This window comes from Solwaraspora sp. WMMB335 (assembly GCF_049179075.1).
Classification (GTDB): domain Bacteria; phylum Actinomycetota; class Actinomycetes; order Mycobacteriales; family Micromonosporaceae; genus Micromonospora_E.
Genome location: NZ_JBMHMF010000001.1, coordinates 2,908,071 through 2,926,060 on the forward strand (window position 1 = coordinate 2,908,071; position 17,990 = coordinate 2,926,060).

The following is a 17,990-nucleotide window of genomic DNA, read 5'->3' on the forward strand; positions in this document are numbered from 1 at the left end:
GAAAAGCGCCACGCGCTGGGCAGCTGACCGGGATCGAGCTACGCCCCAGACGTTGGACCGAAATCAGACATTAAATCTGAATTCGACGACGTCGCCGTCCTGCATGACGTACTCCTTGCCCTCCATCCGGACCTTGCCGGCGGCCTTGGCCGCCGGCATCGTCCCGGCCGCGACCAGATCGTCGTAGGAGACGATCTCGGCCTTGATGAAGCCACGCTGGAAGTCGGAATGGATCACCCCGGCGGCCTCCGGCGCGGTCGCGCCGACCGGGATGGTCCAGGCCCGTGCCTCCTTCGGCCCGGCGGTCAGGTACGTCTGCAGCCCGAGGGTGCGGAAGCCGACCCGGATCAGCTGGTTGAGCCCCGGCTCGCTCTGCCCGGTCGACTCCAACAGCTCCAGCGCCTCGTCGTCGGGCAGGTCGATCAACTCGGACTCGATCTTGGCGTCCATGAAGACCGCCTCGGCCGGGGCGACCAGCGCCCGCAGCTCGTCGAGCAGCACCGCGTTGCCCAACTCCTCCTCGTCGACGTTGAATACGTAGAGGAACGGCTTGGTGGTCAGCAGGTGCAGCTCGCGCAGCTCGGCCACGTCGATGCCGGCGGAAGCGGCGCCGGCGTACAGCGTGGTGCCGTTGTCGAGCAGTTCGGCGGCGGCCTTCGCGGCGGAATGCACCGGTGCCCGGTCCTTGCGCAGCCGGGCTTCCTTCTCCAGCCGGGGCAGTGCCTTCTCCAGGGTCTGCAGGTCGGCCAGGATCAGCTCGGTGTTGATCGTCTCGATGTCGTCGCCCGGGGAGACCTTGCCGTCGACGTGCACCACGTTGGGATCGGAGAAGACCCGGACGACCTGGCAGATCGCCGCCGCGTCGCGGATGTTGGCCAGGAACGCGTTACCGCGGCCCTGGCCCTTGGACGCTCCCCGGACCAGGCCGGCGATGTCGACGAAGGAGACCGGCGCCGGGATGATCTTCTGCGAGCCGAAGATCTCGGCGAGCTTGTCCAGCCGCCCGTCCGGCAGCCCGACCACGCCCACGTTGGGTTCGATCGTCGCGAACGGGTAGTTCGCGGCGAGGACGTCGTTCTTGGTGAGCGCGTTGAACAGGGTGCTCTTGCCGACGTTGGGCAGGCCGACGATGCCGATGGTGAGACTCACGTCGGACGAGTCTACGCAGCCGAGTGGATCAGGTCGGGCCGCGGCACCCGGCGGACGGGGCCAGGTGCCGCGCTTCACGAGCCGTGATCAGGCGCAGGCGGCCTTGATGTCGTCGGCGAGCTTGGCAGCGCCGTCCACCAACTGGCCCATCGGAGTGTTGTCCTGCGGGTCGTTGATCTGGGCGACCCATTCCGAACCGTCCAGCAGCGCCTGCCGCACGCCCTCGTCGACCGGCTCCGCCGCCAGCGAGCTCAGCGATTCCTCCCACTCGGTGAGCATGGCCCGGAACTGCGCCTCGGCCTTGTCCCCGCCTTCGGCGCCTTCGACCGCGACGGCCATCATCTCCGCGAGGTCGTTCTCGAGGTTGGCCGCCCGTTCCTCGCTGAGCGCGATCGCGCTCTCGCACGCGGCAGCCGTCGCTTGGGCGTCCGCTCCGGCGGACGCGGCCGGGTCGGCCGAAGCCGTGGTCGCCGCCGCGCCTGCCTCGGCGGCCGTCTGATCGGCGGATTCCGCCTCGACGTCGGCGCCGCAACCGCCGAGCGTGAAGGCCAGAACAGCACCCATCGTCACCGCAACCAGTGTCTTCCGCATCCTGTCCATCCAATGTCCACTACGGGCAAAACCCGTGCACTCTAGCGGACAGTCACCGGCGATAGGCAAACAGAAATTCGGATCGAGCGGTCACTGGCAGACGGCACGCAGGTTGTCGGGCACTGCCGTCACCGCCGCGATCTGGTCCTCAGTGAACGCCGTGTCGCCCACCTCGGTGGCCGCCTCGATGGCGGTCACGCTCTCGGTCAGTACGGCGTGGACCTCCTCCCGGACCGGCCCGGTGGCCAGCGAGGTCAGCGTGGCCGACCAGGCCCGCATCTGCGCCTCGAAGTTCTCCACCGCCTGCGGTGGCACCTGCTCGCCGGTGCTGGCCGCATCGGCGAACTGGCCGACGTCGCGCTGGAACCCGGTCGCGAAGTCGCTGCTCATCGATACGGCCTGGTTGCAGGCGGCGTTCGTGGCGGCGAGGATGTCGGCCTCGGTCGCGGTGTTGGCGGTGTCCGGTGCCGATGTGCCGTCGGTGGTGTTCGGGGCGGACTCGAAGCCACAGCCGGTCAGGCCGGCGGCCACAGCCACGCCGAGGACGGCGGCGACCAGTGAGCGACGCATGATATTTACGTACTCCTTTATTGAGATGGACCGAACCGAGCTACTTTATCGATTCGCCGGCCGGTCCGCCCGGTGGCGAGGAGCCGTACCGACCGGCCGGGGGGCCGATCGGGGCCGATCGGGGCCGTCAGCGGACACTTCGGGGCCCGAGTGTGCCCAGGACATGCCGAGAGCGCTTCAGGACGTGATACGGGCGATCGCCCGGCGGGCCAGCACCATTCCGCCGACCATCGTCGTCGCGCCGCCCACCGCCGCGTAGCTCGCGGTCAGCAGCACCCCACCGAGCGGTGTACCCCCGGCGGCCTCCGATGCTTCGGCGGTCTGCTGGGCGAGGGTCACCGCCGCTGGCGGAAGCGCCGCCGACAGCCAGGAGACCGGTGCCGGTGACTGCAGCCACGGCAGCGGCAGCCACGGCAGCGCGGCCAGTGCCAGCACCGCCCCGCCGAGCAGTTTCAGCAGGGCCAGACCGTGCACCTTGTTGCGGGCGTACCCGGCCACCACCAGCAGGATCAACACCGCCTGGCCGGCGGCGAGCAACACCGCCGCGAGCAACTGACGCAGCGGTACGACGGCGAGCCCGCTCACCGGTACCGCGATCAGCAGGCCGACCAGGGTCAGCCCGACCGTCGATCCGGCGCGGTAGCCGAGGTAGCGTTCCAGCGTGACCGGGGTGACCCGCAACAGCAGCAGATGCCGCTCGTCGAGGTCGTCGAGCAGCAGCAACGACCCGATCATGCCGCCGATGACCGGCACGTGGACCAACACCAGCAGCCCCAGCAGCACCCCCTGATGGGCGGCGAGGTCGACGCCGTAGCGATCCGCGACGATCCGGGCCGCCGGCGGAAAGCCGTACCGCAACGCCAACGCGAGTAACAGCGGCGCGCCCAGCAACACGATCAGCAGCCGATCGGCGCCGAACAGTCGCAGGTCCAGCCGGACCAGGGCCGGCAGCCAGCCTGCCCGCCATGGCCACGGCAGCCGCAGCCCGGCCGGCCACGGCCCGGCGGCCATCGAGCGTGCCCGGTGCCGGGCCGCCGGCGCATTGGCCGCACCCGTGGTGGAGCGCCGCACGGCGAGCAGCACCAGTCCGATGATCCAGACGAGCGCGTAGCCGGCCAGCGCCGGTGCCCGCCACCAACCGGCCAGCGGCCAGCTTGAGCCGGACCCGGCCGACCCGGACCCGGCCGACCCGGACACGCCCGAACGGATCAGCTCGGCGGCCCCGGTGGTCGGCAGCAGATAGGTGAGCGGGTGGTCGAACAGCCCGGCGAGGTACGCCAGCGGGACCACGAGCCCGGGCAGCAGCACCAGCGGCGCGGACGTCAGATAGCCGGTCATCGAGCCCTGCCGCAGGGCCAGCACGAGTGAGGCGGTCAGGATCAGCAACGCGGCCAGCCCGACTCCCAGCAGCACCGAACCGAGTCGGCCGGGTCGTCCGGCGGCGACGGCGACGGGCACCGCGGCCAGGACCGACAACCCGGTGAGTACGGCGAGCTTCGCCGCCAGATGCTCGCCGGTGCGCAGCGGGGTGACCCGCAGCGCGGCGAGCGCGCCCTCGGTGCGCTCGTGCAGCACGAGCAGCCCGACGAAGAAGGCGCCGAACGCCGCCGTGTCCAGCAGCAGTACGAACGAGCCGAGCGCGCGGGCAACCGGAGCGGGCACGACGAGCAGCAGGGCGGTCCAGCCGACGGCGAACGCGGCTGCCGCAGCCACCACCCGGTAGCGCCACTCGATCCGCGACTCCAGCAGCAGCGCCGCGGCCAGCCGCCGAGCGGTTCGGGTCATGGCTGCGAACCCGCCGAGCCAGGCTGCCCGTCTGCCCCTGCGGGCCGCTCGCCGGCCGGTTCCGGCTGCCCCCCACCGGTCACCGCGACGAAGACCTCCTCGAAGCTCGCCTCCCGGGTGTGCATCGTCTCGATGGCGCCGCCGTCCAGCAGTTCCCGGAAGCCAGCGTCGGCACCGAGCCCGACCAGGTCGAACTCGCGCCGGGCCGGCCCGGCGTCGTTGCGGTACTCGACGATCACCGTGGCCCGGCCGTACCGCAGCCGGTGACCACGTGGGGTGTCGATCGCGGCGATCCGCCCGTCGACGATGAACGCTACCCGGTCGCACACCTGTTCGGCGGTGGTCATGTCGTGGGTGGTCAGCAGCACGGTCCGGCCCTGCGCCGCCTGCCCGCGGATCAGCTGCCGTACGGCAGCGGCGTGCACCGGGTCCAGTCCGGATGTCGGCTCGTCGAGAAAGAGCACGTCCGGGCGGTGGATCAGGGCTCGGGCCAGGTTCAGCCGCAGCTGCATCCCTTTGGACAAGCCGGCCACCTGCTGGTCGGCGACGGACGCCAGCCCGACCTGGTCCAGCAACACCGTGGCGGATTCGGTCGTCCCGCGCGGGTAGAGGCCGGCGACCACCTGCAGATTCTCCCGGGCGGTCAGCCGGGCGAAGTGTGCGGGCAGCTCAAAACTGACGCCGATCCGTTCGTACAGTCGCGACCCCCACTGACGCACCGGCCGGCCCAGGACGTCGGCCCTGCCCTGGTAGTCGCGCAGCAGCCGGGTAAGCACCCGGGCGGTGGTGGACTTGCCGGCACCGTTGGGGCCGAGCAGACCGAAAACCTCACCCAGGGCGACCGCGAACGACGCTCCGTCGACGGCGTACCGTGGCGAATCCCGGTAGCGCACCCGCAATCGCTCGACGACGATCGGAGCCGGATCCGGCACGGCGACCTCCGTACGCATCCGGTTGGTGAGCATTGTCATGTTACCCGCGCCGGTCCAGTGCTCTACCGTCTGCGCTGGTAATCACCGGTTGCGCAGGCAGTGGTTACCGGGAACGGGACGACACGGGAAGCGGACGGACGTGGTGGCGGATCAGGCGGGCACCGAACCGACGGGCACCGGGCCGGCGGACTCGGGACAGGTGGATACGGTGCCGCACGTGGTGGTGGACCGGGCACGGATCGCGGTCGGGCTCGCGTTCTGGGTCAGTGGACTGGCCTTCGCGTCGTGGATCTCCCGTACGCCGGCCATCCGCGACGCGCTGGAGCTGAGCAACGCGCAGTTCGGGTTGCTGCTGCTGTGCATGTCGGCGGGTGCGGTGAGCGCGCTGCCGCTGTCCGGTCCGCTGGTGCACGCGATCGGGCCACGCCGGACGGTGCTGGCGGGGGCCACCGCGGTCGCGGTCGGGATGCTGGCCGTCGCCGCCGGCGCCACGTTCGGTACCGCCCTGCTGGCCGGCGCCGGGCTGTTGCTCACCGGCGCCGGTGTGAGCAGCTGGGACGTGGCGATGAACGTGGAAGGGGCCGACGTCGAGCGCCGGCTCGACCGCCCGCTCATGCCCCGCTTCCACGCCGGATTCAGCCTCGGTACGGTGACCGGCGCGCTCGCCGGCGCCGGTTGTGCCTGGCTCGGGGTTCCGGTGGACTGGCAACTGGTCGTCACCGCCGTGTCGACGATCGCGCTCATCGCGGTCACGGTCCGGATGTTCCTGCCCGTTCCGGCGCGTGAGCCGGGCACGTCGGCGTCGCGTTCCGGGGTACTGCGGGCCTGGCGGGAGCCGCGCACGCTGCTGATCGGTCTGCTGGTGCTGGCGTTCGCGTTCACCGAAGGGGTGGCCAACGACTGGATCACGCTGGCCGTGGTCGACGGTTACGGGGTCGGCGACGCGCTCGGCGCGGTGGCGTTCGGGGTGTTCGTGGCGGCGATGACCGGTGCCCGGATGATCGGTGGGGCGGCGCTGCAGCGCTGGGGACGGGTGTCGGTGTTGCGGGGCACCGCGCTGCTCGCGCTGGTCGGGCTGGTGCTGGTGGTGTTCGGTACGGCGCTGCCCTGGGCACTGTTCGGCGCGCTGCTGTGGGGTGCCGGAGCGTCGCTGGGTTTCCCGGTCGGCATGAGCGCCGCGGCGGACCAGGCGGACCGGGCCGCCGTACGGGTCTCGGTGGTCAGCTCGATCGGATACACCGCGTTCCTGGCCGGCCCACCGCTGGTCGGTTTCCTTGCCGAGCGGGGCGGGATCCTGCGGGCGCTGCTGGTGGTGCTGGGCGCGCTGGCCATCGGCCTGCTGGTGGCCGGCGCCACCCGGCGTCCGGAGCCGTCCGGACGCTCGTAGCCGGGACGCTCGTGACCGGGACGCTCGTAGCCGGGACGCTCGTGACCGGGACCCGGCGCTGCAACACCAGGTCCGATTCCCGCCAGCCGGGGCGACCACCGGCGGGGCAGGATCGATGGCATGGAGCTCGACTTCGAGCGGTGCTACCGCGCGGTGGACAGCCGCGATCCGCGGTTCGACGGGTGGTTCTACACCGGCGTCACGTCGACCGGCATCTACTGCCGGCCGTCCTGCCCGGCGGTCACCCCGAAGCGGCACAACGTGCGGTTCTATCCGTCGGCGGCCGCTGCCCAGCGGGCCGGCCTGCGGGCCTGCCGACGATGCCGGCCGGACGCCACGCCGGGCTCGCCCGACTGGGACACCCGGGCCGACCTGGCTGGGCGGGCGATGCGACTGATCGGCGACGGGGTGGTGGACCGCGACGGGGTGCCCGGGTTGGCCCGCCGCCTCGGCTACACGCAGCGGCATCTCAACCGGGTGTTGACCGAGCAACTCGGTGCGGGGCCGCTGGCGCTGGCCCGGGCCCAGCGTGCCCAGACCGCCCGGATCCTGGTGGAGACCACTGAGCTCGGACTCGCCGACGTCGCGTTCGCGGCCGGGTTCGGCAGCGTACGGCAGTTCAACGACACGTTTCGCGCCGTGTACGGGACGGCACCGGCCGGGATGCGGTCGCGTCGCCGCGTGCCGGCCGGCACGGCCGCCGACCCGATCGTCGGCACGCCGCCGGACGGGACGCCCGGTGCGGTGCCCGGCGGCACGATCGGCGTACGGCTGGCGTCGCGTCAGCCGATGCCGGCCGGCCCGGTACTGGACCATCTGTCGGCGCGGGCGGTGCCGGGCGTGGAGTCGACCGACGGTGGGACGTACCGCCGGGCGCTGCGTCTGCCGCACGGTGCCGGTACGGTCGCGCTGACGCCGCGCGCGGATCACGTCGGCGCCGTGTTCCGACTGGCCGATCTGCGGGATCTGGCGCCGGCGGTGGCGCGCTGCCGCCGGCTGTTCGACCTGGACGCCGACCCGCTGGCGGTGGACGCCACACTGGGCGCGGATCCGGCGCTGGCGGCGGCGGTCGCCGCCGAACCGGGGGTACGGGTGCCTGGTGCGGTCGACGGCTTCGAACTGGCCGTACGGGCCGTCGTCGGGCAACAGATCTCGGTGGCCGCGGCCCGGCGGGTCCTGGCGCGGCTCTGTCAGGCCGACCCGACCGCCGCCGGCGATCCGGCACCCGACCTGCTGCCGTTTCCCGACCCGGCGCATCTGCTCGACCTACCGGACGAGGCGTTCGCGATGCCGGCGGCCCGCCGGAACACGTTGCGTGCGCTGGCCGCCGCGACGGCCGGCGCGACACTGCGGCTCGACCCGGGCGGCGACCGTACCGAACTGGTCGCCCGGCTGGTCGCGCTGCCCGGCGTCGGAGAATGGACCGCTGGATACGTCGCGATGCGGGCGCTGGGCGATCCTGATGTGCTGCTCGCCACCGACCTCGGAGTACGGCGCGGGGCGGACCTGCTCGGCCTGCCGGTCGAGGTGGCGGCGCTGCGCGAGCACGCCGTACGGTGGCGTCCCTGGCGGTCGTACGCCACTGTACGGCTGTGGCGCTCGGCGGTGACGACGGCCCGCCGGACCTGACTCGGACCTGGCCCTGGACCTGGACCTGCCCTGACCTGTCCTGACCTGTTCTGACCGGACCTGTCCTGACCTGAACGAATCATCATCAATGTAGGGATCGAGCATGTCTCCGACTACCTTGGACTTCTCGCTGATCGACACTGCGGTCGGCCCGTTGAGCCTGCTCGCCGGTGCGGACGGGGGTGTGCGGGCCGCCGGCTTCACCACCGACCCGGCCGAACTGCTGCCGCTGATCCATCCCGAACTGCGCGGGCCGGTGCGCCAGCGGGCCGATTTGGGCGTGCTGACCGCCGCGGTCCGGTCGTACCTGGCCGGTGAGCTGACGGCGATCGACGATCTTCCGGTCGACCAGCGGGGTGGCGCGTTCGTCAGCACCGCCTGGTCCGTGCTGCGCGACGTCAAACCCGGCGATCCGGTCACCTATACCGGATTCGCCGCGCTGGCCGGCCGGCCCCGCGCGGTACGGGCGGCGGCCGGAGCGTGCGCCAGCAACGCGGTGGCGCTGATCGTGCCCTGCCACCGGGTGCTGCGCAGCGACGGCACGCTCGGCGGATACCGATGGGGCCTGCCGGTCAAGAAGTGGCTGCTCCAGCACGAACGGCAGGTGACCGATCGGGGGCGGTAAACGCCGGCCACACCGGCTACCGTCATACTGTGGACGCCGAATCTGCTCGATCCCCGTCCAGACAGCAGGCGATCCACAACCTTTGGCGGCTGCGTCGCTACCTGCGCCCTTACCTCGGGCAACTCGGCTGGCTACTGGCCGCCGCCGCGACCGCGACCGCAGCCGGCATCACCATCCCGATGGTCATCGCCGCCGTGGTGGACGGACCGGTGGCCGCCGGTGATCCGGCCGGACTGGTCGTCCTGGGCGGGCTCGCGTTGCTCCTCGGGCTCGTCGAGGCGCTACTGATCTTCATCCGGCGGTGGGCGCAGACCGCTTCGTCGATCGGCATGGAAACCACCATCCGCAACGACATCTACACCCATCTGCAGCGGCTGCCGGTCGCCTTCCACGACCAGTGGCAGTCCGGCCAGCTGCTGTCCCGGGCCACCAGCGACCTGTCGGTTCTGCGCCGGTTCCTGTCGTTCGGGCTGCTCTTCCTGATCGTCAACTCGGCCACCTACCTGACCGTCATCGCACTCCTGCTGCACCTGCACTGGCCGCTGGGTCTGGTGGTAGCGGCCAGTGCCGTCCCACTCTATTTGTTCAGCCGCCGGTTCACCCGCGCCTACCTGCAGGTGTCCCGGCGGCTGCAGGACCAGCAGGGGGACCTGGCCACTCTGGTGGAGGAGTCGGCGCAGGGGATCCGCACCATCGTGTCGTTCGGCCGCGCGCCGTACCTCACCGACCGGTTCGCCCGGCAGGCGCACGTCCTGCACGACACCGCGGTCGGCAAGGGTCGGCTGCTGGCCCGCGCGTCGGCCCGCTACGACCTGGTGCCGAACGCGAGTCTCGCGGTGGTGCTGGTCGCCGGCGCTATCGCGGTCGCCTACCAGCAGCTCACCATCGGGCAACTGGTCGCCTTCGTCACGCTGCAGCTGATGCTGATCTGGCCGATCAAGTCGCTCGGCTGGATCATCGCGCAGGCGCAGGAGGCGATGACCGCGGCCGACCGGATCTACGAGGTCCTGGACACCACGCCGGCGATCGTCGACCGGCCGGACGCGGCCCGGATCCACGTCGACGAGATCCGTGGCGAGTTGCGCTTCGACGGTGTCACCTTCGGCTACTCCGGGTCGGCCACGCCGGTGCTACGCGGAGTCGACCTGGTCGTACGCCCGGGCGAGACACTCGCCATCGCCGGGGTCACCGGCAGCGGCAAGACCAGCCTGGTCTCGCTCGTGCCCCGGCTCTACGACGTCACCGGCGGCCGGATCACCCTGGACGGGCACGATCTGCGTGACCTGCGGCTGGACGAACTGCGCCAGTGCGTCGGCATGGCATTCGAGGATCCGACATTGTTCTCCATGTCGGTACGGGAGAATCTCACCCTGGGCCGGCCGGGCGCCACCGACGCCGAGGTGCGGGCCGCGATCGCGCTGGCGCAGGCCGACTTCGTCCACAGCCTGCCGTGGGGGCTGCGGACCCGCATCGGCGAGCAGGGGCTCTCGCTGTCCGGCGGGCAGCGTCAGCGTCTGGCGCTGGCCCGGGCGGTGCTCGGGCGTCCTCGGGTGCTGGTGCTCGATGATCCGCTGTCCGCACTCGACGTACACACCGAGGCGCTGGTCGAGCAGGCGCTGCGCCGGGTGCTCACCGGCACCACCGCCCTGCTGGTGGTGCACCGGCCGTCCACGGTCGCGCTGGCCGACCGGGTGGCGCTGCTCGACGACGGCCGGATCGTGGCGGTAGGCACACACGCCGAACTGCTCGCGACCGTACCCGCGTACCGGTCCGTGCTCTCAGCGGACGGGCACGGGCTGGTCACGTCGCGATGACGACCGACTGGCGGGGTGTCGCGGACGGATCCAACACCGAGCCGACCGCGTCCGACGCCGCCAGCGGTGGCAACCCCGATACCGCCGGCGGCGGTAACCCCGACGACGTCGGCGGCGACCTCGACGACGACGTCGGCGGCGCCCGGTTACGGGCCCGCAGTCGGGCCCTGCTCGGCTCGCTCGCCCGGCCGCACCGGCGGATGATCGCGGTCGCGGTCGCGCTGCTGCTGCTGCAGAACGGCGCCGCCATGGCCGGGCCGTACCTGGTCATGCTCGGCATCGACCGGGCCATCGGGCCGCTGCGCGACAGCGGTGACGCCCGCCCGCTGACCGCCATCGCGGTGGCGTTCGCCGTCGTCACCGCCGCCGAGTACGCCGGCAAGCGCAGCTTCCTGATCCTGTCGTCCCGCATCGGCCAGGCCATCCTGCTGGAGCTGCGGCAACGGGTGTACCGACACTTCCTGCGCCTGTCGGTCGGCTTCCACGAGCGCTACACCTCGGGGCGGGTGGTGGCCCGGCTGACCAGTGACATGGACTCGATCGCCGAACTGGTCGAAGGCGGTATCGACGACCTGGTGCTGGCCGGCCTGTCGGTGCTCTCGGTGGCGGGCATCCTGATCTGGCTGGACCCGCCACTGGCGGCGGTGACGCTGGTGGCGTTCCCGTTCCTGTTGTGGATGTCGGTGTGGTTCGCCCGCGCGTCCGCCCTCGCCTACCGCCGGACCCGCGAGGCCGTCTCGCTGATGATCGTCCACTTCGTCGAGTCGATGGGTGGCGTGCGGGCGGTGTACGCGTTCCGTCGCGAGCCCCGCAACCAGGAAATATTCACCGAAGTCAACGGTGGTTTCGGCCAGGCCAGCCTACGGGCGTTCCGGCTGATCGCGATCTATTCCCCGAGTTTGAAGGGCATCGGCAACATCGCCATCGCCGTGGTACTCACCTACGGCGGCTGGCAGGTGCTGCAGGGCAACACCGAAATCGGCGTACTGGCCGCGTTCCTGCTCTACCTGCGGCGGTTCTTCGAACCGATGCAGGAGCTGAGCCAGTTCTACAACTCGTTGCAGTCGGCGACCGCGGCGCTGGAAAAGCTGTCCGGGGTGCTCGGCCAGCAGCCCGAGGTGCCCGAGCCGGCCGAGCCACGCCCGCTCCCCCAGCCGGTACGCGGCGCGGTACGACTACGCCAGGTGTCGTTCGGGTACCGGCCGGACCGGCTGGTGCTGCCGGAGTTGAGCCTGCACGTACCGGCCGGGCAGACGGTCGCGCTGGTCGGTGCGACCGGTGCCGGCAAGTCCACCATCGCGAAGCTGGTCGCCCGGCTCTACGACCCGCTCAGCGGATCGGTCACCCTGGACGGGGTCGACCTGCGTGACATCGACGGCGGGCAACTGCGCCGGCACATCGTCATGGTCACCCAGGAGAACCATCTGTTCGCCGGCAGCATCGCGGACAACATCCGGCTCGGCCGTCCAGACGCCACCGACGCGCAGGTGCAGGCCGCGGCGCGGGCGATCGGCGCGCACGGGTTCATCGCCGGTCTACCCGACGGGTACGCCACCGACGTGCACCGCCGGGGCGGACGGCTGTCCGCCGGTCAGCGGCAACTGGTCGCCTTCGCCCGGGCGGTGCTCGCGGATCCGGCCGTGCTCATCCTGGACGAGGCCACGTCATCGCTGGACGTACCGACCGAACGGCTGGTGCAGCAGGCGCTGCGGACCATGCTCAACGGTGCCGTCGGTGACGGTGACAGCGCCGGTGACGGCGGACGGACCGCGCTGGTGATCGCCCATCGACTGTCCACCGTGCAGATCGCCGACCGGGTGCTGGTCCTCGACGACGGCCGGATCGTGGAAGACGGGCCGCCCGCCGAACTGATCTCCGGCGGTGGTCGCTACGCCGTGCTACATCACCAGTGGCGGGACAGCCTCAGTTGATCTTGACGGCCTGCAGGGTGTAGCTCAGCGGCAGCCGCTCGCGTCGCTCGGTGAGCCGCCACTCCCGGTCGTCGCCGCGAACCATCCGGCCGGGCAATGCCTCCCATGGCACGCTGTCGTGCTCGATGAGCATCGTCACCCGCAGACCGGCGCCGGTGAGCGCGGTGAAGATCTCCCCGAGCCCGTGGTTCCAGGAGTGGGTCAGGTTCTGGGTGAAGGTGACATCGGTGCTGACGTACGTGCCACCCTCGTCCCAGACCAGCGGTTCGGCGGTCTCGAAGTACGGTAGATCGGGCACGAGCAGCCCGTCCGGCCGATTCTCGTTGATCGCCCACAACGCGGGGTGACCTTCGCGGATGAACAGCCGCCCGCCTGGGCGCAGCAGTGCGGCCACCGTCTGCGCCCAGCGGACCACGCTCGGCAGCCAGCACAACGCACCGATCCCGGTGAAGACCAGGTCGAATCCGTTGGTGCCGAGCACCTGCGCCGCCCGGTAGACGTCGGCTTCGACGTACTCGATCGGGGTCTGCGCCGCGGCGGCGATCCGCCGGGCCTGCGCCAGCGACGCGCCGGACAGGTCCAGGCCGGTCATGGTGGCGCCGAGACGAGCCAGCGACAGCGTGTCGGTACCGATGTGGCACTGCAGGTGCACCCCTCGTACGCCGGTGAGGTCGCCGAGTCTCGGCAAGTCGAAGCGCACCACCTCGCTGAGCCGCGCCGGGTCGGCGAGCAGCCGCTCGACCTGGTAGTCCGGCGAGGCGGCGTGCGCCGGGGCACGCTCGTCCCAGCTGGCCCGGTTGACGGCGAGGTAGTCGGTCATGCCGACGACGATGGCACGACCGCCTGCCGTCCGGCATCTCGTTATTCGTCCCGGCGTTCGTCCCTGTCATCGACGAGCGGGTGGTTCCGGGCCTGTCGCGCGCCCGGAACCACCCGCTCCCTTCGGTTCGGCTGCGTCACGCCCTGCTCACGCGCCGACGGGCGAGCAGAAGCAACGCGATACCCAGGACCACGAGTGCCCCACCGCTGGTGATCAGGCTCGTGGTCGCGCTACCGGTGACCGGCAGCCCGACGTACCGGAAGGCGATCGCGTTCGACGTCCCGTTCGGTGTGGTCACCGTAATGGTCGTCGCGCTGCGACCGCAGGCCGGAGTGACGAAGACCAGCGAGGTCCCGGTGCTGTCGACCGTGACGGAGCTCGCCGGGATCGTCTGGTCGCAGATCGTCACCGTGGTCTGGCCGGGAATGAACCCGCTACCGCCGACGACCACCGTGGTTCCGCCACCGGCCGGTCCCTGTCCGGGATCGACCGAGTCGATCACGGGAGCCGGACCTCCCGCATAGGTGAAGGCGTCCGGTGCGGTGGCGTCGTCGCCCGGCAGCACCACCGTCACATCGACCACACCAGGCGCACCCGGCGGCGTCACCACCGTCAACGACGTCCCCGACGGATCCACCACCAGACCGGTCCCCGGCACACCACCGAACAACACATCCGTCGCCCCGGTGAAACCCGTACCCGTCACCGTCACCGTGGTACCACCCGTGGACGGACCCGAATCCGGCACCACCGCATCGATCGTCGGCGCCACGTACGTGAACGTCCCCGCAGCCGCCGAACCAGCCGGGAACGTGATCACCACATCAGCCGGACCCGCCGTCCCCGGCGGAGTCACCACCGTGATCTCCGTACCAGCCGGATTCACCGAAAACCCCGTACCCGCCACGCCGTCGAACGTGACCCCGGTCGCCCCCGTGAACCCACTACCGGTGATCGTCACCGCCGTACCACCCGACGTCGGCCCGAAATCAGGATCGATCCCGGTCACCACCGCATCACTACCATCAGCCAGATACGTGTAAGCCAACGGAGCGGCAGAACCACCATCAGTGGTCACCACCACATCAGCCGGACCCACCGCACCCGCCGGCGTCACCGCCGTCAACGACGTCCCCGACGGATCCACCACCACACCAGTAGCCGGCACCCCGTCGAACGTCACCGTCGTACCACCCGGCACGAACCCCGTACCCGTGATCGTCACCGTCTGACCACCAGACTGCGGACCAGAATCCGGATCAATCGCCGCCGCCGTCGGTGCCACAGCGACATAGGTGAAGGCGTCCGGTGCGGTGGCGTCGTCGCCCGGCAGCACCACCGTCACATCGACCACACCAGGCGCACCCGGCGGCGTCACCACCGTCAACGACGTCCCCGACGGATCCACCACCAGACCGGTCCCCGGCACACCACCGAACAACACATCCGTCGCCCCGGTGAAACCCGTACCCGTCACCGTCACCGTGGTACCACCCGTGGACGGACCCGAATCCGGCACCACCGCATCGATCGTCGGCGCCACGTACGTGAACGTCCCCGCAGCCGCCGAACCAGCCGGGAACGTGATCACCACATCAGCCGGACCCGCCGTCCCCGGCGGAGTCACCACCGTGATCTCCGTACCAGCCGGATTCACCGAAAACCCCGTACCCGCCACGCCGTCGAACGTGACCCCGGTCGCCCCCGTGAACCCACTACCGGTGATCGTCACCGCCGTACCACCCGACGTCGGCCCGAAATCAGGATCGATCCCGGTCACCACCGCATCACTACCATCAGCCAGATACGTGTAAGCCAACGGAGCGGCAGAACCACCATCAGTGGTCACCACCACATCAGCCGGACCCACCGCACCCGCCGGCGTCACCGCCGTCAACGACGTCCCCGACGGATCCACCACCACACCAGTAGCCGGCACCCCGTCGAACGTCACCGTCGTACCACCCGGCACGAACCCCGTACCCGTGATCGTCACCGTCTGACCACCAGACTGCGGACCAGAATCCGGATCAATCGCCGCCGCCGTCGGTGCGGCGGGGGCCGCTGGGCGTTCACAGGTGGCCTCCGCGACGATCACTTCACCGACCGGGATGACCACCGGGATTCCGAGAACCTCACCCGACAGCGCGACGGTGAGCACGATGGTGGCCGCCGCCGCGGTGTCGGCGGTGACGGTCTCGGTACGCGACAGCGACACGTCGAGGCTCGCACCGACCAGACCGGGCACGGTCACCGCAGCGCTCAGGTCGAGGCTCGGCCCGTTGGCGACCAGGACCTGCGGCAACCCGAAGACCGTCAAGTCGGTCAGCGTCGTGTCAGCCGTCTGCGGGCCGAGGTACGGGCAGCTGACCGCCGCCTCGACCGCCGAAGCACCGACTACGTCCAGCCCGAGAATGCTCAACGACAGGCCGGCCACCGATGAGGAGGCGAAGGAGGATATCGGCCCTCTGGTCGCGCTGACCTCCACGACGGTGCCGTCGGCGATCACTCCGATGGCACCCGGCAGGTCGATGTCGATCAGGGTCTCGGTGTCGGTGCCACCGCCGGGTGGGGCGGTGGCCGAGCCGATCACGGCGTCGGCCTGGATCACCGGGATCCCGAGCACTTCCGCATCCAGGTTCACGACCACCCCGCGCGCCTGCGCGTCTCCGGGAGCGGCATGGGCCGGCGTGGTGGTCACCGCCAAGCCGCCAGCGGTCCCGAGTAGCGCGGCCATCGAGAAGGCGGCCACCCGGTTGATTGTTGAACGCACGTCTTCCTCGTCTCGTCTGCAACGTGAACCGGACGGGCGGAGTGCCCGTCCACCAGAAACGAGAACGAGGGCAAATCAGGTTAAGTTGCTGCGAATAGGATGCATCGGACGAACATCGGCCCGATCGACCGACCGCGCTCACCGGACCATCGACCGGCAGATCCGCCGGACGAGCAGACTTCGGCCATCGACCAAGCCCTCACCGCATCCAACACGTAGAGTGATCGCCTCGAACGGCCAGTTCTGGCCCAGCGTGCCGCGTCCACCCGCGCGGGATCCGCGTCACAGCGCCCTTCGGTACCGGGAGGTAATTTGGTTCCCGCCGGTGCGGGACGGGGAGGTCGCGGGTGCGGTACGTGGCGATCGGGGACAGCTTCACCGAAGGCGTCGGCGACGAACTGCCGGACGGGACCGTACGCGGCTGGGCGGACCTGGTCGCCGCCGGCCTGGCGACGGCACACGGCGGCACCGTGCAGTACGCCAACCTGGCAGTGCGGGGGCGGTTGCTGGAGCCGATCGTCACCGACCAGTTGGAGCGGGCGCTGGCCCTCTCCCCCGCCCCGACGGTGATCACGCTCAACGGCGGCGGCAACGACATGATGCGCCCCGGCGCGGACATGGCCCGGCTGGTCGCGTTGACGGAAGGCACGGTGCGCCGCTGCGCCGACGCCGGCGTACGGCTGGTGCTGCTCAGCGGTGGCGATCCGTCCGCGCGGCTGCCGTTCGGCTCGGTGATGCGCCGGCGCGCGCTGGCGCTCACCGCCGCCACCGCCGAGCTTGCCGCCCGCTACGGCATGGAGTTCGTCGACATATTCAACGATCCCGAGACCAGCCGCTCGCAGTACTGGTCGACCGACCGCCTGCACCTCAACTCGGCTGGCCACCGGCGGGTCGCCAGCCTGGTGCTGGCGGGGCTGGGTCACACCACCGCCGCGCACGTGGTCGATCCCGATCCGGTCGGTCGCCGTGGTCTGCTCGCCGAGGCCCGGTACTACCGCGAGTTCGTCCTGCCCTGGGTGCACCGCCGGCTGCGCGGGCGCTCGTCGGGTGACGGCCGCGTCGCCAAGTATCCCGGCTGGGTGCCGGTCCGGGCCGCCGGGGCGAACACCGCACCCGACACGGGAACCCGAGCCTGATGCGGGACCGGACGCGACTGCTGGCCGGTGCACGGACGTGGCCTTGCTGATGTGCCCTTGAACCGGTGGTCACCAGCCACGCAGGAAACGCAGGCCGAGCAGGAATGCCACGACCGACGGGCCGGCGAGCAGGGTGACAGCCTGCAACCGGTACGGCATCCGGTGTCGGCCGAGTTCGAGCGCGTTGGCGAAGACCACGGCGGCGGCGAACATCATGAACGCCCCCCACCAGCCGGTGTCACCGAAGTCGACCACGCCGTTGACGACCAGTCCGAAGGTGGCGCCGACTCCTGCCCCGGTGAGGGCGAGCAGGGCAACGGTGCGGTGCAGCCCACGGGCGAGCGGATGGTCCGGGCGCCAGCCGTAGGTGCCGGTGACCGCCAGGCACGGCAGCGTGATCATCAGTGGCCAGCCGACGGCCATCAACCCGAGCATCAGCAGCGTGCCGACGGTGAACACGAGCGCACCGATACAGGTGATGACGTACCCGCCGAAGGCCCGGCCACCGCCGCGGGTCAGCAGCGGGCCGCCGACGGCGGCGATCAGCGCGCCGGGCACCAGGACGAAGCCGGCCCACCAGTGGAACCGGCCAACGGACTGGGCGGCGGCGGTCGCGACGCCGGTGGCCAGCGCGGCCGTGCCGAGCCCGGCGAGCCAGCCGACCCGTTCGGGCTGACGGCTCATGCCGGCGGCCGACCGGCCGGCGGTGCCGGCCGGGCGGTTGCCGGCGGCCTCGGCCGCGCTGGTACCGGGGGGACGCTGTTGCTGGGTTTCCACAACGACGACTCTGCCGGCTGCGACGCCGACGCACCATCCGGTTAGCCCTACTCCATCGGGTCTGCCCGGCC

Annotated in this window: 14 protein-coding genes; 6 read left to right on the forward strand and 8 right to left on the reverse strand. The window is 71.1% G+C overall.

The window, feature by feature from the left end:
* Positions 1 to 63 precede the first annotated feature (63 nt).
* The 5 genes from ychF to ACN27F_RS12450 form a co-directional block, all read right to left on the reverse strand.
* Entirely contained in the window at positions 64 to 1,149 is a 1,086-nt protein-coding gene (gene ychF, locus ACN27F_RS12430; RefSeq protein ID WP_421433463.1) for a redox-regulated ATPase YchF, read from the reverse strand.
* Positions 1,150 to 1,236: 87 nt separating this feature from the next.
* Complete coding sequence (locus ACN27F_RS12435; RefSeq protein WP_421433465.1) at positions 1,237 to 1,749, reverse strand: hypothetical protein; 513 nt, start codon at positions 1,747 to 1,749, stop codon at positions 1,237 to 1,239.
* Positions 1,750 to 1,830: 81 nt separating this feature from the next.
* On the reverse strand, positions 1,831 to 2,310 hold the full coding sequence (locus ACN27F_RS12440) for a hypothetical protein (protein ID WP_421433467.1): 480 nt from the start codon (positions 2,308 to 2,310) through the stop codon (positions 1,831 to 1,833).
* A 177-nt stretch (positions 2,311 to 2,487) separates the two neighbouring features.
* Complete coding sequence (locus ACN27F_RS12445) at positions 2,488 to 4,095, reverse strand: hypothetical protein (RefSeq protein WP_421433468.1); 1,608 nt, start codon at positions 4,093 to 4,095, stop codon at positions 2,488 to 2,490.
* A complete protein-coding gene (locus ACN27F_RS12450) occupies positions 4,092 to 5,066 on the reverse strand; it encodes an ABC transporter ATP-binding protein (protein ID WP_421433469.1) in 975 nt (324 codons plus the stop codon). Before ACN27F_RS12450 ends, ACN27F_RS12445 begins: the two co-directional genes overlap by 4 nt.
* 103 nt (positions 5,067 to 5,169) lie before the next feature.
* Here ACN27F_RS12450 and ACN27F_RS12455 point away from each other — a divergent pair, with 103 nt between their 5' ends.
* From ACN27F_RS12455 to ACN27F_RS12475, 5 genes are all read left to right on the forward strand, one after another.
* Positions 5,170 to 6,414, forward strand: a complete 1,245-nt coding sequence (locus ACN27F_RS12455) for an MFS transporter (protein ID WP_421433471.1) — start codon at positions 5,170 to 5,172, stop codon at positions 6,412 to 6,414.
* A 120-nt stretch (positions 6,415 to 6,534) separates the two neighbouring features.
* Positions 6,535 to 8,043, forward strand: coding sequence for an AlkA N-terminal domain-containing protein (locus ACN27F_RS12460; protein ID WP_421433472.1), 1,509 nt, complete (start codon positions 6,535 to 6,537; stop codon positions 8,041 to 8,043).
* A 103-nt stretch (positions 8,044 to 8,146) separates the two neighbouring features.
* The gene (locus ACN27F_RS12465) at positions 8,147 to 8,668 is read left to right on the forward strand and encodes a methylated-DNA--[protein]-cysteine S-methyltransferase (protein WP_421433474.1); all 522 of its coding nucleotides are present in this window, start codon (positions 8,147 to 8,149) and stop codon (positions 8,666 to 8,668) included.
* 29 nt (positions 8,669 to 8,697) lie between these two features.
* Positions 8,698 to 10,482: an ABC transporter ATP-binding protein gene (locus ACN27F_RS12470; RefSeq protein WP_421433475.1), complete on the forward strand. Its 1,785-nt coding sequence runs from the start codon at positions 8,698 to 8,700 to the stop codon at positions 10,480 to 10,482.
* Positions 10,479 to 12,413 carry an ABC transporter ATP-binding protein gene (locus ACN27F_RS12475; protein ID WP_421433476.1) on the forward strand — a complete coding sequence of 645 codons (1,935 nt, stop codon included), beginning with the start codon at positions 10,479 to 10,481 and terminating at the stop codon, positions 12,411 to 12,413. Before ACN27F_RS12470 ends, ACN27F_RS12475 begins: the two co-directional genes overlap by 4 nt.
* On the opposite strand, the gene ACN27F_RS12480 is transcribed toward ACN27F_RS12475, so the two are convergent.
* Positions 12,406 to 13,233, reverse strand: coding sequence for a class I SAM-dependent methyltransferase (locus ACN27F_RS12480; RefSeq protein ID WP_421433477.1), 828 nt, complete (start codon positions 13,231 to 13,233; stop codon positions 12,406 to 12,408). The two genes, ACN27F_RS12475 and ACN27F_RS12480, sit on opposite strands and share 8 nt — an antisense overlap.
* A 136-nt stretch (positions 13,234 to 13,369) precedes the next feature.
* Positions 13,370 to 16,006, reverse strand: coding sequence for an IPT/TIG domain-containing protein (locus tag ACN27F_RS12485; protein WP_421433479.1), 2,637 nt, complete (start codon positions 16,004 to 16,006; stop codon positions 13,370 to 13,372).
* 347 nt (positions 16,007 to 16,353) lie between these two features.
* On the opposite strand from ACN27F_RS12485, the gene ACN27F_RS12490 reads away from it, so the two are divergent.
* The gene (locus tag ACN27F_RS12490; RefSeq protein ID WP_421433480.1) at positions 16,354 to 17,142 is read left to right on the forward strand and encodes an SGNH/GDSL hydrolase family protein; all 789 of its coding nucleotides are present in this window, start codon (positions 16,354 to 16,356) and stop codon (positions 17,140 to 17,142) included.
* 69 nt (positions 17,143 to 17,211) lie between these two features.
* Here ACN27F_RS12490 and ACN27F_RS12495 read toward each other — a convergent pair whose 3' ends face one another.
* A complete protein-coding gene (locus ACN27F_RS12495) occupies positions 17,212 to 17,919 on the reverse strand; it encodes a hypothetical protein (RefSeq protein ID WP_421433482.1) in 708 nt (235 codons plus the stop codon).
* Positions 17,920 to 17,990: the final 71 nt, after the last annotated feature.